Below are 26,412 nucleotides of genomic sequence, written 5' to 3'. Positions count from 1 at the left end.
TCCCTTTTGGGGCAAGTCGGATACGGGCTTCGGTCACGTATCCGATAGCTCGAAGTAACTCTTCATCGTCACCCTCTGCCAGTACCTGAGAGAGGTATTCACGGATGGCATTCAAATCAACCAGCAATGCCTTCATATCAAAATCGGATTTGTTTTGATTCATCGGTCTGCCTCTGTGTTTCTGCCTGAATGTATTCATTCACATGGCTGAAAGCAGTCAGCGGGAGCCGAAACTGAATGGCGCTGTTTCTTATACGAGAGTAGGAAGAATCTGCAGCGTCCACTGACGCCGCAGACTCAATGAGTGGATCAAGCCTGCGCCGCCGCCGTCACCACCGGCCGCCCCGGTTTGCGCAACGGTTCCAGACGCGAACCTTCATACCGAGTCTCACGGAAGAACCGCCACTTTCCAAACAACCCATAGACGTGGGTGACGCGGCCCTGTTCGTGATAGCCCATGCGAATGTGCAGTTTCAGCGCCGGGATGTTGTGGGTTTCGCAGACGTCCACCACCTTGTGGCAACCCTGGGCGGCCATGGCTTGCCAGAGGGTGACTTGCACGTCCACCGACAGGCTGCTGCCGAAGTAGGCGCGGGTCATTTCGCCGCCGAACTCGAAGAACTCGCCGGGTTTGACCGGGAATTCGCAGCCGTAGTAATGGCGGTCGTGGTAGTTGCGGGTGCTGCCCCAGATGAAGCCCACTGCGTGGTCGTCTGCGTCGAGGTACATGTGCCCGGTGTGACCTTCGGCTGCGAGTTCGGCCATGGTCTGCACGCGGTCACCGAAGTGTTTGGCGAAGGCACCGGTGTTGTGCGGCGTGATGTCGACTTTGCGCAGGCCTTCGTAAGGGCGCAGCTTGTGCGGCGGCACCGGGCTGATCAGGTCGCGCTCCATCCACAGCAGTTCCCAATGGAAGAACACGTAGCGTTTCCACAAGGTGCCGAAGGTGCGGCCCAGGCCTTTTTGCTTGATGCGTTCGCGCAGCTTTTCAATGACGCTCATATGCCCTCCGTGGCCGCAGCCCGGGTGTTTTTGGATGTCGCTCTGGTGGGTATAGATCAAGCCTGCAAGTTCATTTCGAAGTGCCATCTTCGAAAGTATTGCAAGTTGTGTAACTCAATCGAGTGCCGCGGCACCGCGCAGAAAATCCTTGTTCAGGTCGGCATAGGAGGCCCGTGGAACGCCCGCCAGCCGCTGCTCTAACACGCGGCTCAGGGACTCTCCAGGTTGCAGATACGCATCACCGAAATCAGCCCCGAGCTGATTCGGATGCGCGACGATTTCCAGCACACCGTCGGTCGGCGCGGGCTCGTTGCGCAGGTCGATCGGGGTGCAGACGTAGTCCGCCGTCGCACCGGCCAGCCCTTGCAAACGACGGTTGAGCAAGCCTTTGAATAGGCGTTTGGGCAGGCTGAGGTTTTGCCCCAGGTTACGTGCCAGTCGCACCGGTACGCCCTGGTGGGCGGCGAAGCGCGCGACGATCTCGCCGATCGGCCAGATGTTGTGCACGTGCTGATGGGAATCGATGTGGCTCGGGCGCACGCCATGATCGACACAACGTTGCCACTGCGCCTGCAATTCCTCCTGCACCGCTTCGCGATCCGCTCGACCGAGCCACAGGCTGTACCGCGTCAGGTTGAGGTCGAACACACCCTGGCTGTCGCAGAAGGTGGGGCGAGCGAGAATCGCCTGGCTCAGCGGCCGGCCATACGTCAGGTTGAAATGCAGGCCGATCCGCCCCTCCAGCAAGTGATGGCGGGCCATCGCGCAGGCGGCTTCGAACGCCGGCATGTTGGCCATGGCCGTGGCGGAACTGATGACCCCGGCCTGGAAGGCGCTGAAGATCACCGCGTTTTCGTTCGGGGTCAGGCCGAAATCGTCAGCGTTGACTATGACTTGGCGAGGCATGTTCGCCCTCCGTGGTGATGGCGGCGGGTTTGCCGACGGGTTGGGCGATCGCCGTTTGCCGACGTGCTCGCCACTGCTGCAGTTTCGGTTTAAGCCGCTGCCAGACACGCAGCCCAAGCCCCAGCAACAGGCCGCTCGGGCGCCAGGAGTAGAAGCTCCAGCGCCAGTGTTCCAGTTGCCCGGTCATGCGTTCGTGCAGTTGGTGACTGGAGTTTTCCAGGCTGACCCGCGAGGCATCGATCCAGCGCCAGTGATCGTCCAGGCCCCAGCGAATCCATTCCTCCAGCAACACCCGACCGCTGCCCAGATCGGCGTACTGCGGCAGGAAGGCGAGGTTGTAATCGTAGAGCCGGCCCTGTTCGAGCAAACCGAGTCGGTAGCTGATGCAGCGCCCGTCCAGCTCCAGCGTGACCACCCGCACCAAACCCTGTGCGGCGAGGGCGGTGAAGGCGCTTTCGATGCAGCGGCGGCTGCGTTCGCTGGCGAAGATGCCGACGCCTTCGTCGCCTTTCCAGCTCACCGCTTCGACTTCGCTGATGGCTTGCAACAGCGGGCCCATGGTCACGGCATCGGGAATGATCCGCCGCACGACAGCACCGCACGCAGCAATCCGTTTGCGCGCACGGCGCAGTTTGTAGCGCGGATCACCGGAGACTTCCTGAAGATCGGCGTCACTGATCAGGTGCACCGGCACCCGACAGCTCAAGCGCCGCTCGCCAGTTGAACTGCGCGCCATCCATTCGGTGAGGGCGCTTTCTTCACCCGCCGGCTCAGACAGTTCGTTGAGCTGCAGCAACGCGTGGGGGATGCGCTGGCGAATGAGCAACAACGCCTGACGCAGGCTGTCGGCCTCAAGCTCGGACAGCAGCGCCAGGCGATCCGCCAGCGGATAACCGAGGTGATGCACCACGCCAAACGGTATCCCGGCAAAGCGCTCACGACTCGCCACCAACGGCAGGCACAGGCGCAATTCGTCCGCCTCCCAGCCCAGCAGAATGTGCAGATGCTCACTCGCGTCGAGTGTCTGCTCTGCCGCGATCAACCAGCCGAGGCTGTTGAACGGCGTGTGATCCGTCACCCGCAGGCGCAGCGCTTCATAGGCTGCTGCCGGGAAGTCGGGTGCGCACAACGAAGTGCGCCATTCGAATCGCGCCATAGGCTCAGGTCGCCGTTGCTGTGACGGAGGGACGGGAAGGTTTGCGCAGCGCATCCAGACGCGAGCCGCTGTAGCGGGTTTCGCGGTAGAAACGCCAGCGGGCGAACAGGGTGTAGACGTTCATGATCCGGCCCTGTTCGGTGTAGCCCATGCGCAGGTGCAGCTTGAGCGCCGGGATGTTGTGGAACTCGCAGACGTCCACCACTTTGTCGCAGCCCTGGGCGGCCATGGCTTTCCACAGTTCCAGTTGCAGGTCCACCGACAGTTCGGTGCCCCAATAGGAACGGGTCAGTTCGCCGCCGAATTCGAAGAACTCACCGGGTTTCACCGGGAACAGGCAGCCGTAGTAATGGCGGTCGAAATAGTCCCGGGCGCTGCCCCAGATGAAGGCCACCGCATCGCCGTGATCGTCGAGGTGCATGTGCCCGGTGTGACCTTCGTTGGCCAGCTCCGCCATGGTCCCGACGCGGTCGCCGAAGTAACGGGCGAAGGCACCGGCGTTGTCCGGCGTGATCTTCACCACCCGCAGCGGCGGGTAAGGCTTGAGGCTGTGGGGCGGCACCGGGCTGACCAGGTCGCGCTCCATCCACAACAGTTCCTGATGGGAAAAGAAATAGTGCTTCCACACCTTGGCCAACGTGGCACGCAGGCCTTTCTGTTTAATTTGCTCGCTGATTTTTTGCAGAATGCTCATGGTCGTTGCTCCTGATGACGAGTCATCGCGCGGCACAGGCCTGCGCGGCGGAACATCAACGGACGGTTCATCAAGCGTTCCAGCTCAGAGAAAACAGGGTTTGCCCCGGCAGCTCGAAACGCACACGACCGTCCTGGCAGCGGAAGGGCGCGTCGCGGCTGCGGTTGTCGGCGCCGAAGTAGCGCAGGGCGCCGTTGTTCAACGGGCACTTGGCCCCCGCCAGATCGACACGCTGCAACCGCGTGCCCTTGTTGACGCCCAGCAACCCGCGCTGATCGTCGCCGGCCATCGCCAGCACATCGACTTCGAATGCATCGTTTTCCAGCCACAACACGTTGTGCAGCCAGTGCTGCTGGATGAACTGCTGGGCCAGGCCCACCGGTTTCAGTTCGAAGTGTTGTTCATCCGCCGAGACGCGCAACATGCCTTTGGGGTATTCCGGTTCATCGGCGGCCTGGAACCAGTTGAGCATCGTCAGCAAGCCGTCCTGGGAGGCGTTGATCACCACCGAGGCCCACCACAGCGAGGTGTAATGGGTTTCCTGATCGTAGGGGCTCAGGCTTGAGCCGCTGGAGAGATTGGTCTGATCCAGGAGCAAGGCCTTGCGTGGCTGACCCTTGGCATCGAGGCCGACCAGATCGGCGGCGCGGCGCACGCTGTCGCGGTAGACGCGGGTGGCGAGCAGGTCGCGGATCATCCATTCGTGCCAGGCCAGCGCATCGACCTGATCAGCGGATTCGCCCAGCAGGCGTCGGGCCCAGTCGATACCGCGTTTGCTCGCCGCGTTGTCGGCGAACGGGCCGTTGACCAGCCGCGAACTGGCCGGCATCGCAATGCGCACGCCGGCCCTGGCATTGGCCGGATCGCTGCGTACCTGGCGGGCCATGCTGGTGAAGATCGAACGGTATTGCTCGTAGCTTGAATAGTTGAGATTGGGCTCGTCGGCAAAGCCGATGTAGTGCGTGCCTTTGCCGCCAAGCAGTCGCGTGCTCGCGAGCCAGGCGTCGAGGCCGTTGTTGCTTTGCACATCGGCGCGCAGATCAGCCTGGCGCTGGCTGCCGGCGAGCAGGGTGATGTCCTGGCGGATGCCGAAACGGTCCTGATAGACCTGACGAAACGCATCTTCGAACTGCGGCTTTTTCGCCGTCACATCGACGAAGCTGTAGTAACTGGCGGCCGTCGGTTTCAACGCATCGAGCGCCGCATGACTGGCGGGCGGCGGCATCACGTAGGGCAGGGCGATGCCCAGGTCCGGCGTGCGACCGAGGACTTTGTCGTGCAGGGTCAGGCGGGTCTGGCCATCGTCTTCACGCAGCGGTTTGAGCTGTTGCGGATTTTGCGCGAACAGATTGGCCGTGCCATCGAGCCAGAACGCCGCTTTGCCACTGCCTTGCAGACGCAGGCGCCAGACTTGTTCGCGATCGCTGACCGGCAGCGCGAGCTGATCGAACTGCCAATAGGCGCGATACGGTTTTAGTGCCAGCGACAGTTGTTGGCCGTCGCTGACCCGCTGCGCTTGCAGGGCGCTGACGCCGCCGTGGAATTTGCCGGCGAGCACCGCGTGTTCACCCGGTGCAATCTTGAAAAACAGCTCATCGCCGTCACGGGTCTCAGCGCTGAAATGCACCTTGGCCGGGGCGAACAGCGCCACGGTGTTTTCGTCGTGCTCGACCCGGTAATTGCGGAAGCTGTAGCCGGGGATTTCCAGTTGATAACTCGCCGCGCCCGGCGCCAACGGCCAGCTCTGGCTGCCACGGGTTTCGCTGGCCTTGATGAAGCGGTCGCCCTGCAATTGGCCCTGGCCGTCGAGCAGGTACAGGTGCTCTTCGTTGGCGTCCGCCTGCCACGCCGGCGCCCAGCGCACGGTCACGGTGTCGGGGCGATCCGCTTGCAGGTACAGGCTGCCGTCGCGAATGTCGCCCCAGCGCATCGACGCCGCGAAGGCGTCCAGCGACAGACCGAGTCCGAGCAGCAGGGCCAGGCGTTTCATGCCGCCTTCCGACGCTGCAACATCAGCCACATCGGCGTGATGTCAGCGGGCAGGATGATCAAGGTTTGCCAGAACGGCACGCCGCTCAACCGGCAGTACAACACCAGCATCGCCACGGTCACCGCCAGGTAGGCAATCGACGATGCCGCTGCCGCGCCGACGATACCGTAGGCCGGGATCATCACCAGGTTCAGGGCCAGGTTGAGCAGGGCACCGAGGCCCATCAGCAACGACACGGTGCCGGGACGATTCTTGCCCAGCAGGTCGAGCCGCAGAATGCTCGCGTAGCACAGGCCCAACAGGCCCGGCAGCAACGCCAGCAGCGCCGGATACGCCGGTTGGTAGGCGACGCCGAACAACGTGACGATCAGCCATTCGCCGATCACCGCCATGGTCAGGCAGGCGCCGAGCATCACCGTCGCCGTCAGGCGCAGCGCCAGCGGGGTGACTTTGTCCATGCCTTCGTCCTGTTGCAGCAGGCGTTTCATCAGCGGGGTAGTCACCGCTTCCGGGACGATCAGCAGCAGTTCGGCGGCGGCGCTGGCCATCGCGTAATGACCGAGTGCGGTACTGCCGAGCAGGGCGCCGATGAACAGGTAATCGGAACGCAGGATCACTTGCTGGAACAACAGGTCCGGATGGCTGCGGGCGCTGTAGCGCAGCAGTTCGTTCTGGCTGGCGCGGTCCCATTGCAGCTGCAACGGTTGTGCGCGCTTGAGCCAGACCCAACCGGCCAGCACCACCAGGCTGATCCCGGCCAGCCAACTGATCAGCGCGGCTTCCAGTGCCGCTTCCTTCCACATCCAGAACAGCGCGAGAAACAGCAACAGCGGCGCCAGGGATTCCACCAGCCGCAAGGCATTGAACGCGACCACGCCGCCGGACGCATTGTGCAACGTCAGCAGGCCGCTCTTGAGCACGGTCAACGGCACGGCCAGCAGCAACAGCCAGGCCAGCAGGCCCAGTTGCACGGTCACGTCCAGTTCACTGCCGAACTCGCGCACCAGCGCCACCACCAGCAAGGTCAACAGACCCGCCAGCAAGCAGCCAAACACCAGTACTTGCGCGAGCAACAAACCCATCGGCCGCTGCTTGGCGGCCTGATAGCCGACCGCAGAATTCAAGCCGCCACTGGTGGCCGCGCTGATCAGGTCGGGCAGGGTACTGAGCAGGGCAAACAGCCCGCGCTCACTGGGGCCGAGGATCCGCGCCAGCAACACATTCCTCAGCAGGCGCAGGGCAATCATCGCCAGCTTGGTGCCCATGCTCAGCGCCAGGTGCTTGAGGTAACTGCCTCGACTCATGGTCGCGCTCCGCGAAAGATCCGCCACGACAGCAGTTCCGGGTTGCGCGCAGTGCGCTGGCTGACCCCGAAGCGCGGCAGGTTCAGCGGATCACCCGCGCCGCGATAGATCCCGGTGCCGGTGCCGAGGGCGAACGGATAATCGTGGTTGGCAATCTGTTCGCGCACCCGTGCGTCGTTGTCGCCGTTGGGGTAGCAATACACTGGCAGTGGACGGTTGCAGCCATTGTGCAGGGCATCGCGGCTGCGACTGATTTCTTCGCTCAGGCGCACGTCGTCGAGTTGGGTCAGGATCGTGTGACTGGCGCCGTGAGGACCGAAACGCACCAGCCCCGAAGCTTCCATCGCGCGCACCTGATGCCAGTCCAGCGCCTGGGGCTGCGACTCTGGCGGGCATTCGTCGGTCAGGCGTTCGAGCATCAAAGGGTCAGAACTCTTCAAACCTTGCAGGTAGTGCAGCAACGTCAGGCTGCGACGATCCACATCGATGTCGTCCATCAGCACCGGCAGCGGGTGGTGAATCGCCTGCAAGCAGTCGATCAGGTGCATGCGCGGTTTTTCACCGTGGCTGCCCCACAGGGTTTCACCGATGCTTTCCCACCAGAAGCGCTGGCGGCTGCCGATGAAGTCGGTGGAGAGGAAAATGCTCGCCGGCACCTGATGTTTCTGCAGCAGCGGGAAGGCGTTGGCGGCGTTGTCGCGCCAGCCGTCATCGAAGGTCAGCGCCACTTGCGGGCGTTCGCTGCGCAGGGCGTTGGGCTGGAGGATTTCCATCAGCGGCACGCAATCGAAATGCTTGCGCAGCCACACCAGCAGATGCTCGAAGGCTTTCGGCCCGACGCACAGTTCGTTGCGATGCGGCAGGTCGGCGGCGCGGTCGTTGGACAACACCCGGTGCAACATCAGGATCACCCCGGCGCCGTGCAACTGGTTTCGCCCCACGGACGAGTTGAGATAGAGCCAGCCACTGGTGCGTTTTATCAGTTGTTTGATCGCCATGGCTTGAGCCCTCTCAACGGTTTTGGTCAGGGTTCCACTGGGCGTAACGCTGGCCGCGCAGGAACTGCCACAGGCCGATGCTCATGCCGGCCAGTGTCACCAGCAGGAATGCCGCAAGGCGGAACGGTTTGGGTAAGCGGTGTTGCGAATCCAGCAGGCCGGCAATCGCGATGCCGTACCCAAGCAGTTGCGCGATCAGGCTCAGGCGATAGAAACCGTGGTCGTCCCACAGCCAGAAATTGCTCAGCAGCAACGGCAGCAAAAGAATCGGTGCCAGACGCCGGATCAGTTTGTGGCTGATCAATGCAATCGAATACAGCCCGTGCTTGAACGGATTGAGCAGTTCGCTGCGCTGGGCCAGGCTTTGCAGGCCGCCGACGGTGACCCGCTGACGCCGACGGAACTGTTTGTCCGCTTCATCGACGCCGTGGTCGATCACTTGCGCTTCAGGCACGTAAACGATGCGTTTGAACTTCACCGGGGCGCAGGTGCTGATGAAGAAGTCGTCGTTGACCTCCGCCGGCACGTCCTCGAACAGTTCCCGGCGCAGGGCGAGCAACGCGCCATCGGCGGAGACCATGCAACCGGTGCGGTTCTCGACCCGGCGCAGCCAGCCTTCGTAATGTCGGTACAGGCTGTCGCCGACACTCAAGCCGCCGCCGGTGACCGGGATCACCATGTGCCCGGCGCAGGCGCCGACCTGCGGATCGCTCAAAGGCGCAAGCAGGTAGCCGAGGGTTTCCCGCGACCATTGGTTATCGGCGTCGGTGAACACCAGAATGTCCCCCGTGGCCAGCGCCGCGCCGGCATTGAGCGTCGCGGCTTTGCCCTGACGCGGCAGGTCGAGCACGGTGATTCGCGGGTCGACGACATTGTGCGCGCACGCCACGGTGTCGTCGGTGGAGCCGTCGCTGGCGAGGATGATTTGCAGGGTGGCCGGCTGATAATCCTGGGACAGCAGCGAACGCAGCTTGTGTTCGATATGCCGCGCCTCGTTGTGCGCGGCGATCACGATGCTGATGTTCAGCGGCGGCGCCGGGCTGTGACGCCACGCCGGGAACAGCGGCGCCAGCAGCGTCAGCAGCAACGGGTAGCCGACATAGGCGTACACCGGCAGCAGCAGGCACATCCAGAAAATGAACTCAGCCACGGGCAGGCCTCCTGGCATTCCAATGACACAGACTGAGAATGAACGCCGCACCCGCCAGGTGCAGGCGTACCCAATGCAGCCCCCACAGTTGCAGGGTCAGGCCGAGGTCATGCTGTTGGCGACTCTGACGGATGCTGAGTACCAGCGCCGGTATCGTGGTCAGTGTCACCATGACGGCGGCGTGATGGGGGAAACCGTTGAGCAGCGCGGAAATCGCCAGCAGATCCAGCAGCCACGCGGCCAGCGACAGCAATGGAAAACGCAGCAACCGCAGGCTGAACCCGTGAGTGCGCAGCAGTTGCAGGTGACTGCCCTGGCGCCACATTTCCTTGCCCATCCATTCGCGCCAGTTCATTTCGTAGCCCCAGTGCAGCGCCACGCTTTCGTTGACCGACAGCAGCCGCGCGCCCTGTTCGCGCTGGCGCAGGGTGAACTCTTTGTCTTCGCCGGTGCGCAGGGTTTCGTTGAACCCGCCGACCTTGTCGAACCAGCGCCGACGCATCAGCAGGTTGGCACTGGGCAGCCAGTCCACGGCATGGGCGGCGTGGGAGATCGGCCGTTGGGTACGGCGTTGCCAGGCCACGGCGTACCACGGCGCGGCGGCGGGGGTGTGCAGGTCCAGCCCGAACACGTCGGCGTGGTTTTCGGCTTCGAGGGCGAACAGCCCGGTCAGCCAGTCTTCGGGCATTTCGATGTCGGCGTCGATGAACGCCAGCCATTCGCCGGTGGCGATGGCGGTACCGCGATTGCGCAAGGCGCCGATCAACACGCCTGGCACGACCAGCACTTGCGCACCGAACTGGCGAGCGATCTGAGGGCCGTCATCGCTGGAACCGTTATCGACCACGATCAGTTCACACTCGACATTGGCCGCGTGCGCGGCTTTTTGCGCGGCCAGCAGGGTACGGCCGATGTGACGGCCCTCGTTGTACATCGGGATGACAACACTGATCCGGCTCATGCCCGGGCCTCCGTCAACGGTGCTTGCTCGGCTTTCAGGCGCAGGACACTGGTCAGCGCGAGCATGATCCACACGTACTTCTGATTCGGTGCACTGAGAAACATCAGGAACAGCGTCAGCGACAGGAAACTCACGCCAAGGTGGGTCATCAGGTCCGCTTGATCCCAGTCCCGTCGTTGCATCCAGGCGCGACGGGCGCGGATCAGGTTGTACAGGCCCAGGCCGAGCATGCCGACGAACAACAGGCCGGCGGGAACCCCCAGTTCGCTGAAGACTTCCAGGTAGGTGTTGTGGGCGCGGCGGTATAGGTCGCCGATCTTGCGGTTGGCGGAGAATGCCTTGGCGTAACCGGTGGTGGCGTAATGCAGCGGGAAGGTGCCGGGGCCGGAACCGAGCAGCGGATTCTCGCGGATCATCTGGCTGCCGACCACGATGTACGAGGCACGGCGACCGAGGGATTCGTCATCGTGGCCACGGGCACCGGCGCTCAATACGCTCAACGACTGGATGCGCGCGATGTAGCCGGCGGGCATTGCGTAGATCGCCAGTGGAATCACGATCGCCAGGCCGAGCATCGCGAAGCCGAGGTGACGCGGACGAATCCGCGACAGTTGCGCGCGGTAGTGCCAGCAACCGATCACCAGACTCAACGCCAGTACCACCAGCCCGGAACGGGATTCGGTCTTGGTCATGCCGCCGAGCAACAGCAGGCAGCACGCGCCCCAGAACAGCCGGTGCAGCAGGTTCGGGCCGCGAATCACCAGCAACAGACCCAGCGGCACGGCGAACGCGATCAGCAGGGCGAAGGCGTTCGGGTCTTCGAGCAGGCCGGCGGCGCGGCCCTGATCCTGGAATTTGGTCGAGAACATCGCCATGGCGCAAGTGGCGCTGACGCTCAGGGTCACCAGCCGGGCGAACAGGTCGAGGTTAAGCTCGCGGCCGATCAGCAAGGTGATGACGAACAGAATCAGGCCGACGCTGAGTTCGCGCAAATGCCCCAGCGACATGCCCAGGTCATCGGTGTTGAGCAGGCTCAGGAAGTACAGGACCATGAACCAGATCAGGTAACGCCAGATGTTGCTGCGCAGGCGTTCCGAAGGAATCTGGTGCATCGCCAGTTGCAGCATCAGGATCACCGCCAGCGACGCGCCGATGAGCTTGCTGCCCGACAGCGAACTGTCCTTGAAGAAACCCTCGAACGGCACCAGTGCGGCGATGCCGAGCAGCCCCCAGGTCGGCTTGCGGTAAAGCACCGCGAACCCCACCAGACCGAGCACCGCGCCCGGCGCCAGATAGGGCCATGGGCTGGCCAGCAAGGCGATGCAGACCAGACCCAGCAGACTGACGATCGAGAGCGGGAAAATCATGCGCGTGCCTCCCGTGCCGTGCGGATGTACAACTGCGACCAGCGCTCGGCCAGGGCCTTGAGGTCGTAGCGGTCCTGTTGCGTGCGTTTGGCGTTGTCGCGCAGTTTGCGCGCCAGCGCGGGTTGGCTCAGCAGCGTGTCGAGCTGGCGGGCGAGGGCGCTGCTGTCGGCCGGCGCGGCCAGCAGGCCGTTGTGTCGGTCTTCCAGCACATCGGGAATTCCGCCGACCGCGAACGCCACCACTGGCACCCCGGTCTGCATGGCCTCCAGCAGAATCATCGGCGTGCCCTCGGTGCGCGAGCTGATCACCAGTGCGTCGAGTTGCTGCCACCAGTGGCGCATGTCGGTCTGATAACCCGGCAGACGAATGCGCTGTTGCAGCCCGGCGGCGTCGATCCGCGCCTGAAGTGCCTCGCGCTCCGGGCCGTCACCGAGCATCACCGCGTCGAGTTGCGGATGTTGATGACACAGTGGGATCAGTGCATCGAGAAACAGGTCCGGACCTTTTTCGCTACTCAGTCGTCCGACGTACCCGGCGAGCCAGCGCTGATGATCGACCTCCGGCATCCGTTCAGCGACCGCCGCCGGCAGACCGTTGGGGATCACTTGCAGCTTTTCCGCACGGACGCTGGCCTGGCGGTGCAGCACCGCGATGCTTTCGGCCACGCACACCACCCTATCCACCGACGCGGTACGGCACAGTTGCAGGCTCAGCCAGGTGTAGAACTTCTGCTTGCGGCTGCGCGGGGTGAAACCGTGTTGAGTGATCACCAGCGGCAGCCGTAACAGCGTGGCGCCAACCCAGCCGAACAGCAGGCCTTTGAAATTGTGGGTGTTGATCAACGGACGTTCCGCCCGGCGCTGACGAAGATGCCCGAGCAATGCGCCGAGCCCGGCGCAACCTTGGGCATCGACGCCCGCCGCGCGAAAGCGCTCGATCAGTTCCGGCGGCGCATCGAGAAACAGCACCTGATGCTGCCCCGGTGTCGCCAGGCAATGATCCAGCAACATTCGCTCGGCCCCATAGAAGCCGCCACTGCTGAGCAAATGAATGATCGGCAGGGCGGCGTTCGGGGAGGACGGGGTGCTCAATTGCGCACCCAGTGCACGAAGCTTGGCACGGTCCAGTTCTTGTGCGGATTACCCGGCTGAGTGCTCTGGTCGTTGATCACCAGCAGCACCGGCAGGCCCAGCTCGTGGCTGATTTGCGCCGGGTGTTTGAAGCGGTGATCGAAGAACTCACGCACGTAGACCAAGGCAATCGCCAGCAACAGACCGGTGAACAGGCCGAACGGAATGATCAGCAGCGGTTTGGGGAACGCCGCTTCGGTCGGTTCGAACGGCGGGCTCAGGACCCGGGCGTTGGACAGGTCGTCGTTCAGCGAGCGAGTGGTGCTGCTTTCGGCAAAACGCTGGGCGTAGGTCGAGAACGCGGCGTGCAGGGCGTCGATTTCAGTGTCCATCTGCCGCAGCTTGCTCTGGGTCTGCTGCAACTCGTGGATCCGTGCCTTGAACTCGGCGATGCGCGCGGTTTTCTGATCGATCACCTGCTGAACCACGGCCAGGTCGTTGGTGCGCTCCTGAATGCGGTTGCTCACCACTTTGAGGAACTGCTGACGGGTGCGGGCGATCTGCTCCCGGGTCAACAACATCGGCTCGCTGCCAGGCTGGAACACCGCCAGATCGTTCATGTAGCGACTGACCTGGGTGGTCAGTTGCTCGCCCAGCTGTTTGATCTCCCGATCCTCGAACGCCACGTTGTCGACGGTGGTGGTGAAGGTGTAGGGGAAGGTGTAGTCGTTGAGCTTGTTGTTGCTGGCGGCAGCCAGGCTGGTTTTCAGGTACTCCAGCCAGCGTTGGCTTTGCAGCAGGCGGTCCTGATACAGGTTCAGCGCCTGCTCTTCAGTGTTGATCGCGTTCAGGCGGAAGGTGATTTCTTCCTTCGGATCGGACGCGCCGACACTTTCAAGCAAGGCTTGCCGGTTGCCTTCCAGACCATCGAGACGCACCTGATACAGGTGTTTTTTCGATTCGTAGAACGACTGCGGCAGGTCGATCGATTGCAGCGCCTGACGGCTCACCAGATAGTTTTGCAGCAGGGCTGAAACGAACGTCGTGCCTTGATGCGGATCGGGGAAGCTGTAGACGATCGAGATCACGTTGGAGCCGGGCAGGGTCTCGATCTTCAGGCTGTCGATGGCCTGTTGCGTCAGCGCATCGAGGGCGGTGTCGCGCACCGGATCGGTTTCAAGGCCCAGCACGTTGCGCAGCGGGTTGATCAGGTACTGACGCAGCGGCGAGGTGATGTAGCGCTTGAACGGCTCGCCAATCAGCCGGGCGAAGACACCGGGCGACGGGGTGTACTCACCCTTGTCCCGCAGTTCGCTGATGGTCTGACGGATCAGCGCCGGCGAGCGCAGGATATTGCTCTCGGTTTCCATGTCCGCCAGCGACGGCGGGATGAACGTGGCGTTGTCCACGGTCAGCGACGTGGTGGCGTCGCCCTGGGAGAGTTTTTTCGACTGCACGATCACCTGGGCGGTGATATCGAAGCTCTGTTTGAGCACCAGCGGCAGCACCAGCGCGATCACTGCAAAGATCAGGAAGACACGCTTCACCAGTTGCTTGTTGGCGAAGAAGATCCTGAAGAACTCATGCAGGTAGTTTTCCTTTGGATTCATGTCAGGTCACCCGAGAGTCAGTTGTTGTTGCTGCCTTTGTTGTCGACGCGATAGCCGAAGCTGAAACCCACGCCCTGGAACAGCACTACATCGGCCAGTTGCCTTGCGAGTTCGCCGGCGCTGGCCAGTTTGGTTTTCGGCACGTAGAGCATGTCGTCCGGTTGCAGGTAGGCGATCTGCGAGGCATCGCCGGACAGGGCTTTTTCGACGTCGTAACGCACGGCCTGCACCTGATTGCCATTGCGGCGCATGATCACCACGGAATCCAGGCGCGCCTTGACGTTGGTGCCACGGGCCAGGGTCAGCGCTTCAAGCACCGAGACCGGCCGACGGATCGGGTAGGAGCCGGGCTGGCCGACTTCACCCAGCACATAGATCTCGTTGCCGGCGGTGGACTTGAGCAGCACGTCCACGGTCATCCGTCCCGGCAGTTGCGCGTAGCGTTTGTTGAGGAAGGTTTCCAGTTGATTGACGGTCATGCCTTGCAGCGGCACGGCGCCGATTTCCGGGAAGCTCGCGTAGCCGTCGGTGCCCACGGTGATCTCGCGGCTCATGCCGGTGGCCGGGTGGTTGAGGGCGCTCTTGAGGTTCTGCTCATTGGTCAGCGGGCTGATGATCTGCACGGTCAGCTGATTGCGATTGGGCTGGAACAGCTGCTTGCGTTGGTAGGCACGCTGGATTTCCTGGCGCGCTTCGTCGCTGGTCAGCCCGGCGATTTTCACCGAGGTGTTGGCGCCCGGCAGTTCGATGGTGCCGTCCGGCAACACCAACTGGTTGCCGTTGAGCTGGCTGGCGGCGGTGAAGTTCAGGCCGATCTGATCACCCGACTGCACGCGGTAGGCGTCCGAGCCGCTGGTGCTGATGTGGAAGATCACATCCAGCACATCCTGCGGGCGCAAGGTCTGTTCGACCTTGGGCATGTCGGTGGCCTGGGCGTTGGCCGGCGGGGCGGTGAGGATATTCACCGGCATGCTCTGGGTTTCCGAGTTGCTGGAGCAACCTGCAAGCGGCAGCATCAGCAGAACCAGTATCTTGGCGTTCATGGCGTCATCCCTCGCGTTTGCTTACAGGTTTTTGTAGAGCCATTTGGGCATGTAGTACTTGCGCCGGTTGAACACGCTGCCCACCACTTTCGCCCCGGCCTGGGTCAGCCGTTGCACCGCGGCCTGGGCGACTTCCCAGCGGGTGTCCTCGGCACGCACCACGAACACCACCCCGTCGACCTGCGTGCTGATGACCAGGGTGTCGGCGGCCGAATACACCGCATCGCCGTCGATCACCACGAAGCGGTACTGGCTGCCCAACTGGTCGAGCAACGGGCTCAGGCGCTCGGCGGTCAGGTGTTCCATGGTGCGGATTGGCCGGCCGTTGGGCAGCACGTGGAACGGCAGGCTCGACACCTGCACCACGCAGTCCTGCAGCAGCGGCGGGCTATCCGGGTTGAACAGCAAGTCGCGCAGGCCGCGCTCCTTGCTCAGGCTCAGTTGCTGGGTGAGGTTACCGGCCGACTGGCTGGCATCGACGTAGAGCACCAGGCCGCTGCTCATCTGCGCCAGTTGACTGGCCAGGGCCAGCGCGCTGGTGGTCGTGCCGGCACCGGGGTTGGCGGCGGTCAGGAACAGGATCCGCAGATCCAGATCCAGCACGGTCGAGGTCAGGTTCGACTCGCTGGGGCTGGCAATGCTCAGGCTTTTGTTGGTTGAACCGTCCATTAGCTTGCTCCGTGGCCGCTGAATACTTTGAAAGGGGTTTTCAACAGAATCTTCAGATCAAGCAAAAGGCTCTGCTCGGCGATGTAGCTGAGGTCCAACTCAACGCGCTGGTCGAAGTCGATGTTGCTGCGTCCGGAGATCTGCCACAGGCCGGTCATGCCGGGGTAGATCGCCAGGCGCGCGAGGTGACTGTCCTTGTAGCGGTAGGCGTTGAACGAGGTCGGACGAGGGCCGACCAGGCGCATGTCGCCGGTCACCACGTTGATCAGGTTGGGCAGTTCGTCGAGGCTGGTGCGCCGCAGGAAGCCGCCGATCCGGGTGATGCGCGGGTCCTTGTCGATCTTGAAATCAATAGCATCGGCACCGTGCTTGTTGAGGTGGCGCAGCGATTCTTTCAGCTCTTCGGCATTGGCGACCATGGTGCGGAACTTGAACATGCCGAACTTGCGGCCGCGATAGCCGGTGCGTTTCTGCACGAACATCACCGGGCCTTTGCTGGTGAACTTGATGGCGAGCGCCAGACCGATCAGCAACGGGGAAATCATCACCAGAATGACCAGCGCGCCGAAGCACGCCACCACCCGATTGGTGCGGGACAGTTGCCATGGTCGACCGCCTTCGCGACCGGTCACCCAGCCCTGGCCCTGGCGGTGGATCGCCGCGTCGAGGCGCATTCGCTGTTCCGGATCCATGCGTTTGTCTCGAACCAATTGTTGGATCGGTACACCTTTCTCATGTCCAGTCATGCAGTCCTCCGCTGATGTTCAGCCGCGAGCGGCGCGTGGGCGATAGGCCGTGGGGTAGTAGTCGCGATACCAAGCGATGAAACGCCCCAGTCCTTCATCCAGCTCGATCCGGGGCTGGAACCCGGTGGCCTGGGCCAGATCATCGGTGTCGGCACAGGTGTTGAGCACGTCGCCCGGTTGCAGGGGCAAGAGCTCGACCACGGCTTTCTGACCGAGGTGCTTTTCCATCAGCGCCAGGTAGGTTTTCAGTTCCACCGGGTGGTGGCCGCCAATGTTGAACAGGCACCACGGGGCCATGCTGCTGCCCGCGTCGGGGTGTTCGCGGTCCCATTCCGGATGGTTGTGTGGCGGATGGTCGGTGAGGCGCGCGATGCTTTCGACGATGTCGTCGATGTAGGTGAAATCACGCTGGTGCCGACCGTAGTTGAACAGCTTCAGTGGCGTGCCTTCGGTGATGGCCCGGGCGAACTGGATCGGCGACATGTCTGGCCGGCCCCATGGCCCGTACACCGTGAAAAAGCGCAGCCCGGTGCAAGGAATCCCGAACAGGTGGCTGTAACTGTGAGCCATCAGCTCGTTGGCTTTCTTGGTCGCGGCGTACAGCGACAGCGGGTGATTGACGCCGTCGTGCACCGAGTACGGAATGTGCTGGTTGGCGCCATACACCGAACTCGACGAGGCATAGATCAAGTGTTCAACCGGGTGATGCCGGCAGCTTTCCAGAATGTTCAGGAAGCCACTGAGATTGCTGTCCATGTAGGCCCGTGGATTTTCCAGCGAGTAACGCACCCCGGCCTGCGCCGCGAGGTGGATCACCACTTGCGGGCATTCACGGACGAAGAGGGCGTCGACGGCGGCGGCATCGGCCAGGTCAACCCGGGCGATCTGGAAATCACCGACCTGGTCGCGCACCCATTGCACGCGATCCAGTTTGAGCTGCGGGTCGTAGTAGCCGTTGAAGTTGTCGAGGCCAACCACCTGATGCCCGTCGCGCAACAGTCGCAACGCGCAATGGGCACCAATGAACCCGGCCGCACCGGTGACGAGGATTTTCATGGGCGCAACCCGTCGGGCGAAATGTGTCGCAGACCGATGCCGCTGTAGTGCAGGCCGGCGGCCGCCACTTGTTCCGGGTTGTAGAGGTTGCGTCCGTCGATGATCACTTTGGCGCGCAGCTTGTCGGCCAGCAGCTCGAAATCCACCACGCGGAAATTCTTCCACTCGGTGCAGATCACCAGCGCATCGGCGTCTTCCAGGGTGTCGTCGCGCGTGGCGCACAGGTGCAGGTCATCACGGTAGCCGTAAATGCGCCGGCACTCGGACATCGCTTCCGGATCGTAGGCCTGGACGCTGGCGCCTTCGGCCCACAATGCATCCATCAGATAGCGGCTGGGGGCTTCGCGCATGTCATCGGTATTTGGCTTGAACGCCAGGCCCCAGACGGCAATGGATTTGCCGGCCAGACCTTGCGGGAATTGCGCCTTGAGTTTGCTGAACAGGATGTGCCGCTGCGTGTCGTTGACGTCGGTGACACTGCGCAGCAGTTTCAGCGGCATGCCGTAGTGCTCGGCGGTGTGCAGCAGGGCGCGCAGATCCTTGGGAAAGCACGAGCCACCGAAGCCGCAGCCGGGGTAGATGAAGTGATAGCCGATGCGCGGGTCGGAACCGATGCCCTTGCGCACCGCTTCGATGTCGGCGCCCAGCAGTTCGGTGAGGTTGGCCAGCTCGTTCATGAAGCTGATGCGGGTGGCGAGCATCGCATTGGCCGCGTACTTGGTCAGCTCGGCGCTGCGGTTGTCCATGAACATCAGTTTTTCGTGGTTGCGGCAGAACGGCGCGTACAACTCGCTCATCTGCGCCCGTGCTTCATCGTCCTGAGTGCCGACGATGATCCGGTCGGGGCGCATGCAGTCGGCGAGGGCGCTGCCCTCCTTGAGGAATTCGGGGTTGGACACGATCCGCACGTTCAGGCCGCTTTTGCCGCGCCGGTGCAATTCATCGCTGGCGGTTTTCAGCACCTGGTCCGCCGTGCCGACCGGCACCGTGGATTTGATGATCAGCGTGCGATCGGCCTCCATGAAGCTTGCGATCTGCCGCGCCACGTTGAGCACGTGACTCAGGTCGGCGGAACCGTCTTCGTCGGCCGGGGTGCCCACCGCGATGAAGATCAACTCGGCGTGTTCTACGGCATCGCTGGCCTGGGTGGTGAACAGCAGGCGCCCGGCCTTGATGTTTTCTTCCAAAGTTGCCGATAGACCCGGTTCACTGATCGGCGGAACTGCCTGTTGCAGTTGTTTAATCTTGTTCGGGTCAATATCGACGCACAACACACGATGTCCGACATCGGCGAGTGCCGCAGCTTGAATCAGGCCAACATAGCCCGTACCAAATACGCTCACGTCCATATTGGCGTGCCTCGTAAGACGGTGGAGGAAGATCGAATTGGAACTGTCAAAAGGGGTATAGCGCAGCGTTGGCAAACCATGTCAGCAAAATGACATGTTGCATGTGTATAACACCCCCATTTTTGGGGGCGATTGGCCATCAAGTACTTGCTATATCTGGATTTGTCCCGTCCTTGACATGTTTTTCACATTTCAAAGAAAACGATAAACGGTCGTAGGCCACAAAATACAAGGCCTGTAACGACTTGGGTGTGTCAGTTTTGAGTCAATGTTTTTTTGACGCTTTTGGCCAAAGTCCGACAGTTCTTGCGCTTTGATGGCCCGCTGCTAGTGTCAGAAAATGGCCGACAAGCGATTGACCATGCCCCGTCGCAAGCGCCCCGGAATCGCCATGTTTCGATATTTGAAAGAACTGCTTTTAATTATTTATCTACTGCTTTATTCCGAATATTACCTTGAGCGTTTAAACGCCATGGGTATCGGCCCGGCAGTACTTCTTTTTGGCGCGATGTTTTTGGCGCTGACTTTCGCATTATTACTAACGGCCTATATACGTCAGACTTTCATTCGGCACTTGTTCGCATTAACGATGTTTATTTCGGCGGTGTTCTTTGATGTTTACACCCGGGTCACCGCCGACTACCTGACGTACAGCAGCTTCGTCTCGCTGGTGTATTCCGGCGGTTTCATCCAGGAAGCGGCCTACCAGTACCGGGACGCGATCGTCCACGGGGCGCTCAATGGCCTGCTGCTGTTGGTCGGCATCGGCCTCAAGCCACGGCATTCGATCCCCGTGCCAAATGCCTGGCGGATCGCGGCGCCGTTGTGCGGCGTACTGCTGCTGAGTGCGGTGTTGTTCATGCGGGCCGGGGAGGGCGCGCGTGGATTGCCGATCATGTACACGCCGCTGGCCTACCTCAACCTGTTCGGCTATGAGGCGCTGCACAACACCGTCGGCCCCCGTGAGCCGGTGACCCTGGCGCGCAACGGGCCTGCGGTGGGCCACGACATCGTGCTGATCATCGACGAAAGCATTTCCGGCAATTACCTGGACATCAACGCGCCGTTCGGCGTGCACAGCAACCTCAAGCAGGCGCCTGCGGGCGTCGACATTTTCAACTACGGCTATGCGGCGTCCATCGCCAATTGCAGTGCCGACACCAACGTCACCCTGCGCTACGGCGGCACCCGCGCCGATTACATGCGCATCAACACCACGCTGCCGCCGATCTGGCAGTACGCCAAAAAGGCCGGCCTGCGCACCGTCTACATCGACGCCCAGCGCACCGGCGGCAACCTGCAGAACCTGATGACCGACACCGAGAAAAAGGACATCGACGAATTCGTGCAATTCGACCAGACCAGCGTCCGTGACCGCGACATGGCCGCCGCTGCCAAACTGATCGAGTTGCTCAACGACGACAAACCGGAGCTGGTGGTGATTAACAAGGTCGGCGCGCATTTCCCGGTGCACGACAAATACCCCGATGCGTTCATGGCCTACCGCCCGACCTTGCCGCGCGGCCAGTTCACCGAAGTCGCCGACACCGGCAAGCGCGATGGTTTCAACGGCCAGCCCGATGACTGGGTGCTGTACCGCAACGCCTATAAGAACACGGTGCTGTGGAATGTCGGCGAGTTTTTCTCGCGGGTGTTTGCCCAGGCCAACCTGAACAACGCGCTGCTGATCTACACCTCGGATCACGGTCAGGATCTGCATGAGCGCGGTAATCCTGGGCTCAACACCCATTGCGGCGGTGACCCGGTGGAGGAAGAGGGATTGGTGCCGCTGGTGGTGATTCAGGGCGATCAATTGCACACGCTCGACTGGTCGACCCAACTGGTGGCGAACAAGGATCGCTCCAGTCACTACAACATCTTCCCGACCCTGTTGCAGTTGATGGGCTATGACCTCGCGGGGATCGAGTCGGTCTACGGCAAACCGCTGAGCGTGCCGACGGCAGATGATTTCACCTTCAACTACCGCTTCAATGCGCGGTTGGGGGCCAAGCCCGAGTGGAAACACATCGACCTGAACAGCATCGTCACGCCGGGTGAGGCGCCGACCAGCGTTGCAGCCGGACAGTAACCCTGCGCCATCCGCTATCCTTGCCCCACACGGATCGATCGGATGGCGGCATGCTGCAGGTTCAAAACGTCTTCAAGAGCTATCTCACCCCTCAAGGCCCGTTGCCCGTATTGCAAGGCATCGACCTGACGCTCAAACCCGGCAGCAGTCTGGCGCTGATGGGCGAGTCGGGCAGCGGTAAAAGCACGCTGCTGCACCTGATCGCCGGTCTGGATAACGTCGACAGCGGCAGCATCCGCAGCGGCGAACATCGACTCGACGCCATGAACGAGGCGCAACTGGCCAACTGGCGGCGCACGGAAATCGGTCTGGTGTTCCAGCAATACAACCTGATCGGCAGCCTGCGGATCGAAGACAACCTGGCGTTTCAGGCGCGACTCGCCGGGCGGCATGACCCGCGCTGGCAGAACCATCTGGTGCAGCGTCTGGGCCTGGGCGATCTGCTCAAGCGTTATCCCGAACAACTCTCTGGTGGCCAGCAGCAACGTGTTGCACTCGGCCGGGCATTGGCGTCGCGGCCCAAGCTGTTGCTGGCCGACGAACCCACCGGCAGCCTCGATGAGGCGACCAGCGACGAGGTCCTGCGCCTGTTGCTGGAATTGCTCGACGACACACCGACCACTTTGCTGATGGTCACTCACAGTCAGCGCGTGGCCGCGCGACTGGCGGAGCGGGCGGTGCTATCCAGCGGTCGTCTGACGTGAGGGTTTTTCGGCAAACGTTGATCGCGTTGCTCAGTCACTGGCGGCGGCATCCGGTGCAGTTTTTCAGCGTGCTGACCGGACTGTGGCTGGCCACCAGCCTGTTGACCGGTGTCGAAGCGCTCAACAGTCAGGCGCGGGACAGTTACGCCCGCGCCAGCCAGATGATTGGCGGCGAACCCCAGGCCAGCCTGAGCACGCCGAATGGCGCGACGTTTTCCCAGCAATGGTTTGTCGATCTGCGCCGTCAGGGCTGGCCGGTATCGCCGGTGCTGCAGGGCCGGTTGATCCTCAAGGGCCATGAATCTCAGCGCCTGCAATTGATGGGCATCGAGCCGGTGTCCCTGCCGGCCGACAGCGCAGTGGCGGGGCAGGCGATGCCGATCGAACGCATCGTCGATTTCTTCAGCCCGCCGGGCAGCACCTGGATTTCTCCCGAGACCTTGCAGGCGTTGAACCTGGTCGAGGGCGCTACAGCGCAAACCGAAACCGGCCAGACGTTGCCACCGTTGAGGGCGCAAACGGACATGGCTCCCGGCGTACTGCTGGTGGATATCGGTGTTGCCCAGCGCTTGCTCGAACAACCCGATCAACTGTCGCGGCTGCTGTTACCCAAGGACTTTCACGCCGACGTGCCAGCCGCGTTCAAAGGCCAGTTGCAGCTCAAGAACAGCGGCGAAGAAAACAATCTGGCGCGGCTGACCGAAAGCTTTCACCTCAACCTCGATGCCCTGGGATTTCTCTCGTTTGTCGTCGGCCTGTTCATCGTCCATGCCGCCATCGGCCTCGCACTGGAACAGCGCCGTGGGCTGTTGCGCACCTTGCGCGCCTGTGGTGTCAGCGCGCGGATGCTGATCGCTTGCCTGATCGTCGAACTCGGTGCACTGGCGTTGATCGGCGGCCTGTTCGGCGTCGTCAGCGGTTACTGGCTGGCGAGCGTTCTGTTGCCGGATGTCGCCGCCAGCCTGCGCGGGTTGTACGGCGCGGAAGTGGCGGGGCAGTTGCGCCTGAGTTCCTGGTGGTGGTTCAGCGGTATCGGCTTGAGCCTGCTCGGCGCGTTGCTGGCCGGGGCCAACAGTCTGCTGCGGGCGGCGCGGCTGCCGTTGCTGGCGGTGGCCGATCCGCAAGCCTGGCACGAACAGCATGCACGCTGGTTGCACCGGCAGGGCTGGGTGGCCGGGGTGTTTGCCGCGATTGCGTTGATCGCGCTACTGTTGGGCAACAGTCTGGCCAGTGGTTTCGTGTTGATGGCGGGGTTGCTGCTCGGCGCGGCGCTGGCGTTGCCGGTGGTGCTCAGTGCGCTGTTGAACGGCTTGCTCGGGCGCAGTCGCTCGGTGCTGGGGCAGTGGTTTCTCGCCGATTGCCGACAGCAATTGCCGGCGCTGAGTCTGGCCCTGATGGCGTTGCTGTTGGCGATGGCGGCAAACATCGGCGCCGGCAGCATGACCGCCGTTTTCCGCCAGACCTTCAACGACTGGCTCGAACAACGTCTCACCGCCGAGCTGTATCTGAACCCGAGCAATCCGGCCCAGGCCCGCGAGCTCTACAGCTGGCTGAAACAGCAACCGAGCGTCACGGCGGTCCTGCCCAACTGGCAGGTTTCGGTGACGCTGCAAGGCTGGCCGACGGAGGTGTTCGGCATCATTGATCATCCGCACTATCGCCAGCACTGGCCGTTGCTCGAAGCTCGGGGCGACGATCCTTGGGCTGCGCTGGCCACCGACGATGCGGTGATGCTCAGCGAACAACTCGCCCGCCGGCTCAAGGTTCGGCCGGGCGATCACCTGACGATTCCCACGCCGGGTCTGCCGTGGTCGCCGCGCATCGTCGGGATCTACGCCGACTACGGCAATCCCAAGGGGCATGTGCTGGTCAACAGCAATCACCTGCTGCGCAGCTGGCCGCAACTGACGCCAAACCGTTTCAACCTGCGCATCGAACCGCCAAAAATCCCCGCACTGCTGAGCGCCTTGCAGGCACGTTTCCAGCTCGAGGACAGCCGCATCGTCGATCAGGCGCGGCTCAAGGGCTGGTCGGTACAGGTTTTTGAGCGAACCTTCGCCGCGACGGCCGCGCTCAACAGCCTGACGCTCGCCGTCGCCGGGGTGGCGCTGTTCATCAGCCTGCTGACCCAGAGCCAGAGTCGCCTCGGTCAACTGGCGCCACTCTGGGCCTTGGGGGTGACGCGACGGCAATTGATGCTGCTCAATCTCGGTCAGACCTGGTTGCTCGCGGTGCTGACGCTGGTGCTGGCATTGCCGTTGGGCATCGGGTTGGCGTGGTGTCTGGATGCGGTGATCAACGTTCAGGCTTTTGGCTGGCGTTTGCCGTTGCGGGTGTTTCCGTGGCAGTTGTTGCAACTGACCGGGCTGGCCTTGCTGGCGACGTTGCTGGCCTCGGCGTGGCCGCTGTATTCGCTGTACCGCACGCAACCGGCGGACTTGTTGAGGACGTTTGCCCATGAGGATTAGCTTTGTCGTGGTGTTTCTGGCGCTGATGCTCAGTGGCTGTGACAACCCGGCACCGGAGCAGAAAGGCTTCGCCGGAATGGGCGCCCAGGCGCAGGCCTTCACGCCGGTAGTACCGGGGCGGGTGTTCAGCTTTCCGGCGGATCATGGCGCCCATGACGGTTTTCGCATCGAGTGGTGGTATGTGACGGCCAATCTCAAGGATGCCCAGGGCAATGATTTCGGCGTGCAGTGGACGTTGTTTCGCAGCGCGTTGAACGCCTCGCCGGAACAACCGGGCTGGGCCAACCAAACGATCTGGCTTGGCCATGCGGCGGTGACGTCGGTCAATGTCCATCACGCCGCCGAGCGTTATGCCCGTGGCGGCGTCGGGCAGGCCGGGGTGCATGCCGCGCCATTTGAGGCGTGGATCGATGACTGGCGTTTCGTCAGTCAGGCGAGTGATCCACTGGGCGACATGCAGCTCAGCGCAAAGGACAAAAACTTCAGCTACCAACTGCGCCTGACCTCCAGCCGCCCGCTGGTGCTGCAAGGCGATCACGGCTTCAGTCAGAAATCCGAACAGGGCCAGGCGTCGTATTACTACAGCCAGCCGTTTTTCCAGGCCAGCGGCACCCTGCAAATCGACGGCAACACCTACACCGTCAACGGCCCGGCCTGGCTCGACCGCGAGTGGAGCAGCCAACCGCTGACCGCTAACCAGACCGGTTGGGACTGGTTCTCCCTGCATCTGGACGACGGCGCGCACGTCATGCTCTACCGCATGCGCCAGAAGGAAGGCGCGCCGTACTTGACCGGCACCTGGATTGCCGCCGATGGCCAGACCGAAACGCTGCACGCCGCGCAGATCAAACTGACCCCGCAGGACACCGCGAAGGTTGCTGGCCGTTCGATGCCGGTGCGTTGGTCGATCGGGATTCCGGAAAAAAATCTGCAGATCACCCTCGATGCAATCAACCCGGACGCCTGGATGAACCTGCGCATCCCATACTGGGAGGGGCCGGTGCGGTTGAGCGGCAGTCAGGGCGGGCAGGGTTATCTGGAGATGACCGGGTACTGATTCGCCCTGTGCGAGGAGCAACGGCCGATCAGCGTCTATGCTCCTTCGCACGCACGGCGCTGAAACCGATTCGGCGCGGTGTGCTGCCATTCATCACAGGGAAAGTACCGCTTATGAAGCTCCAAGCACTGACGCACGCCATCGCACTTGCCACTGTCCTGTCCGCCACCAGCCTCACGGCATTGGCCGCCGACATTCCATTGTCCGCAGCGGTCGAGGCCGACCAGGTCACCACCAAAGTATTGGCGGTCGACCCGGCCAATCATCAGGTTGTCCTTGAAGGCGCGGAAGGTCGCCAGGTGCACATTCAGCTCAGCGACAAGGCGAAAAACCTCGGCAACCTGAAGGTTGGCGACAAGGTCGACATCCAGGTTACACATTCGATCGCCGCTTTCCTGGACACCGACGTGGATAAAGGTCTGCCTGGCTCCACCGAGCGTACCGGTGAGCTGCGCAATGCCGTGGGCAGCAGCAACCCCGGTGGCGAGGCGTTCCGTCAGATTCAGGTGCAACTGAAAATCACCAGAATTGATTTGAAGAAAAAGCAGGTCACTCTGGAAAACCCTTCGGGCCAATCGAAAACCCTCAACGTCGAAAAGCCTGAAATCCAAGCCAAGCTCAAAGATCTGAAAGTCGGACAGAGCGTTGTGGTCACTTACACCGATGTATTAAAAGTGACCAGTGCACATGAAAGCTGAGTATTAACTCTACAGATTGACTGTTCTTGTACAAATAGTTGTATGAGAACAGTCATATGAAATGTTTGAGTGGGAGAATTCTGAAAGTTTGTCGGGAAATATCGATGATCAATATTCGTTAACGTTTTAGTACATAAAATTCATTATCAATTAGCACGACATATCCGCCAACTTCCATTAAAATCCCTCCCGTTCGCCCAGTGTCAGGGCTCTTTACCGGTGCATGGATTGCCAGGCCATTACACTGGGCGAACACCTCCTCCAGAGAGATGGCTAAAGAATTCAGATAAAAAAAGGGCGACTGTGAAGTCGCCCTTTTTTATTG

The 26,412-nt window shown here is 62.1% G+C and carries 22 protein-coding genes and 1 pseudogene; 5 read left to right on the top strand and 18 right to left on the bottom strand.

Features of this window, described 5'->3' with window-relative positions; genetic code table 11:
• Positions 1 to 22: 22 nt before the first annotated feature.
• The 18 genes and pseudogenes from AC07N4_RS13165 to AC07N4_RS13080 form a co-directional block, all read right to left on the bottom strand.
• A pseudogene (locus AC07N4_RS13165) lies at positions 23 to 163 on the bottom strand (addiction module antidote protein); the annotation flags it as partial.
• 146 nt (positions 164 to 309) lie between these two features.
• Positions 310 to 1,002 (bottom strand): GNAT family N-acetyltransferase, encoded by a 693-nt coding sequence (locus tag AC07N4_RS13160; protein ID WP_192560360.1) that lies wholly within the window; start codon positions 1,000 to 1,002, stop codon positions 310 to 312.
• A gap of 114 nt (positions 1,003 to 1,116) precedes the next feature.
• On the bottom strand, positions 1,117 to 1,908 hold the full coding sequence (locus tag AC07N4_RS13155; protein ID WP_493066701.1) for a ChbG/HpnK family deacetylase: 792 nt from the start codon (positions 1,906 to 1,908) through the stop codon (positions 1,117 to 1,119).
• Positions 1,880 to 3,064, bottom strand: coding sequence for a GNAT family N-acetyltransferase (locus tag AC07N4_RS13150; protein WP_273537473.1), 1,185 nt, complete (start codon positions 3,062 to 3,064; stop codon positions 1,880 to 1,882). Before AC07N4_RS13150 ends, AC07N4_RS13155 begins: the two co-directional genes overlap by 29 nt.
• Before the next feature lie 4 nt (positions 3,065 to 3,068).
• Positions 3,069 to 3,758: a GNAT family N-acetyltransferase gene (locus AC07N4_RS13145; protein ID WP_102622398.1), complete on the bottom strand. Its 690-nt coding sequence runs from the start codon at positions 3,756 to 3,758 to the stop codon at positions 3,069 to 3,071.
• A gap of 70 nt (positions 3,759 to 3,828) precedes the next feature.
• Positions 3,829 to 5,748 carry a hypothetical protein gene (locus tag AC07N4_RS13140; protein WP_493066702.1) on the bottom strand — a complete coding sequence of 640 codons (1,920 nt, stop codon included), beginning with the start codon at positions 5,746 to 5,748 and terminating at the stop codon, positions 3,829 to 3,831.
• Positions 5,745 to 7,052 carry a lipopolysaccharide biosynthesis protein gene (locus AC07N4_RS13135; RefSeq protein WP_096821373.1) on the bottom strand — a complete coding sequence of 436 codons (1,308 nt, stop codon included), beginning with the start codon at positions 7,050 to 7,052 and terminating at the stop codon, positions 5,745 to 5,747. The genes AC07N4_RS13140 and AC07N4_RS13135 overlap by 4 nt, the downstream gene beginning before the upstream one ends.
• Positions 7,049 to 8,050, bottom strand: a complete 1,002-nt coding sequence (locus AC07N4_RS13130; RefSeq protein ID WP_096821345.1) for a polysaccharide deacetylase family protein — start codon at positions 8,048 to 8,050, stop codon at positions 7,049 to 7,051. The genes AC07N4_RS13135 and AC07N4_RS13130 overlap by 4 nt, the downstream gene beginning before the upstream one ends.
• Positions 8,051 to 8,063: 13 nt before the next feature.
• The gene (locus AC07N4_RS13125) at positions 8,064 to 9,200 is read right to left on the bottom strand and encodes a glycosyltransferase (protein ID WP_493066703.1); all 1,137 of its coding nucleotides are present in this window, start codon (positions 9,198 to 9,200) and stop codon (positions 8,064 to 8,066) included.
• Positions 9,193 to 10,161, bottom strand: a complete 969-nt coding sequence (locus tag AC07N4_RS13120; protein ID WP_096821347.1) for a glycosyltransferase — start codon at positions 10,159 to 10,161, stop codon at positions 9,193 to 9,195. The genes AC07N4_RS13125 and AC07N4_RS13120 overlap by 8 nt, the downstream gene beginning before the upstream one ends.
• Positions 10,158 to 11,528: an O-antigen ligase family protein gene (locus AC07N4_RS13115; RefSeq protein WP_273537465.1), complete on the bottom strand. Its 1,371-nt coding sequence runs from the start codon at positions 11,526 to 11,528 to the stop codon at positions 10,158 to 10,160. The genes AC07N4_RS13120 and AC07N4_RS13115 overlap by 4 nt, the downstream gene beginning before the upstream one ends.
• On the bottom strand, positions 11,525 to 12,619 hold the full coding sequence (locus tag AC07N4_RS13110) for a glycosyltransferase family 4 protein (protein WP_493066704.1): 1,095 nt from the start codon (positions 12,617 to 12,619) through the stop codon (positions 11,525 to 11,527). Before AC07N4_RS13110 ends, AC07N4_RS13115 begins: the two co-directional genes overlap by 4 nt.
• Positions 12,616 to 14,208 carry a GumC family protein gene (locus AC07N4_RS13105; protein WP_096821350.1) on the bottom strand — a complete coding sequence of 531 codons (1,593 nt, stop codon included), beginning with the start codon at positions 14,206 to 14,208 and terminating at the stop codon, positions 12,616 to 12,618. Before AC07N4_RS13105 ends, AC07N4_RS13110 begins: the two co-directional genes overlap by 4 nt.
• Before the next feature lie 17 nt (positions 14,209 to 14,225).
• Positions 14,226 to 15,251 carry a polysaccharide biosynthesis/export family protein gene (locus tag AC07N4_RS13100; protein WP_096821351.1) on the bottom strand — a complete coding sequence of 342 codons (1,026 nt, stop codon included), beginning with the start codon at positions 15,249 to 15,251 and terminating at the stop codon, positions 14,226 to 14,228.
• A gap of 21 nt (positions 15,252 to 15,272) precedes the next feature.
• Entirely contained in the window at positions 15,273 to 15,920 is a 648-nt protein-coding gene (locus AC07N4_RS13095; RefSeq protein WP_096821352.1) for a CpsD/CapB family tyrosine-protein kinase, read from the bottom strand.
• Positions 15,920 to 16,666: a sugar transferase gene (locus tag AC07N4_RS13090; protein ID WP_096821353.1), complete on the bottom strand. Its 747-nt coding sequence runs from the start codon at positions 16,664 to 16,666 to the stop codon at positions 15,920 to 15,922. The genes AC07N4_RS13095 and AC07N4_RS13090 overlap by 1 nt, the downstream gene beginning before the upstream one ends.
• Positions 16,667 to 16,684: 18 nt before the next feature.
• Positions 16,685 to 17,722, bottom strand: a complete 1,038-nt coding sequence (locus tag AC07N4_RS13085) for an NAD-dependent epimerase (protein WP_493066705.1) — start codon at positions 17,720 to 17,722, stop codon at positions 16,685 to 16,687.
• Positions 17,719 to 19,071, bottom strand: coding sequence for a UDP-glucose dehydrogenase family protein (locus AC07N4_RS13080; protein ID WP_493066706.1), 1,353 nt, complete (start codon positions 19,069 to 19,071; stop codon positions 17,719 to 17,721). The genes AC07N4_RS13085 and AC07N4_RS13080 overlap by 4 nt, the downstream gene beginning before the upstream one ends.
• Before the next feature lie 391 nt (positions 19,072 to 19,462).
• On the opposite strand from AC07N4_RS13080, the gene AC07N4_RS13075 reads away from it, so the two are divergent.
• The 5 genes from AC07N4_RS13075 to AC07N4_RS13055 all read left to right on the top strand — a co-directional run bounded on the left by AC07N4_RS13075 (position 19,463) and on the right by AC07N4_RS13055 (position 26,087).
• On the top strand, positions 19,463 to 21,160 hold the full coding sequence (locus AC07N4_RS13075; RefSeq protein ID WP_493066707.1) for a sulfatase-like hydrolase/transferase: 1,698 nt from the start codon (positions 19,463 to 19,465) through the stop codon (positions 21,158 to 21,160).
• Between the two features lie 50 nt (positions 21,161 to 21,210).
• Positions 21,211 to 21,864 carry an ABC transporter ATP-binding protein gene (locus AC07N4_RS13070; protein WP_493066708.1) on the top strand — a complete coding sequence of 218 codons (654 nt, stop codon included), beginning with the start codon at positions 21,211 to 21,213 and terminating at the stop codon, positions 21,862 to 21,864.
• On the top strand, positions 21,861 to 24,332 hold the full coding sequence (locus tag AC07N4_RS13065; RefSeq protein ID WP_493066709.1) for an FtsX-like permease family protein: 2,472 nt from the start codon (positions 21,861 to 21,863) through the stop codon (positions 24,330 to 24,332). The genes AC07N4_RS13070 and AC07N4_RS13065 overlap by 4 nt, the downstream gene beginning before the upstream one ends.
• On the top strand, positions 24,322 to 25,389 hold the full coding sequence (locus tag AC07N4_RS13060) for a lipocalin-like domain-containing protein (RefSeq protein WP_493066710.1): 1,068 nt from the start codon (positions 24,322 to 24,324) through the stop codon (positions 25,387 to 25,389). The genes AC07N4_RS13065 and AC07N4_RS13060 overlap by 11 nt, the downstream gene beginning before the upstream one ends.
• A gap of 113 nt (positions 25,390 to 25,502) precedes the next feature.
• Entirely contained in the window at positions 25,503 to 26,087 is a 585-nt protein-coding gene (locus AC07N4_RS13055) for a hypothetical protein (RefSeq protein ID WP_096821360.1), read from the top strand.
• Positions 26,088 to 26,412 lie beyond the last annotated feature (325 nt).

It is taken from the genome of Pseudomonas sp. GW821-FHT09E04 (assembly GCF_059416185.1).
The sequence above is the reverse complement of the archived record's forward strand: the minus strand, read 5'-3'. Positions and strand labels throughout refer to the sequence as shown.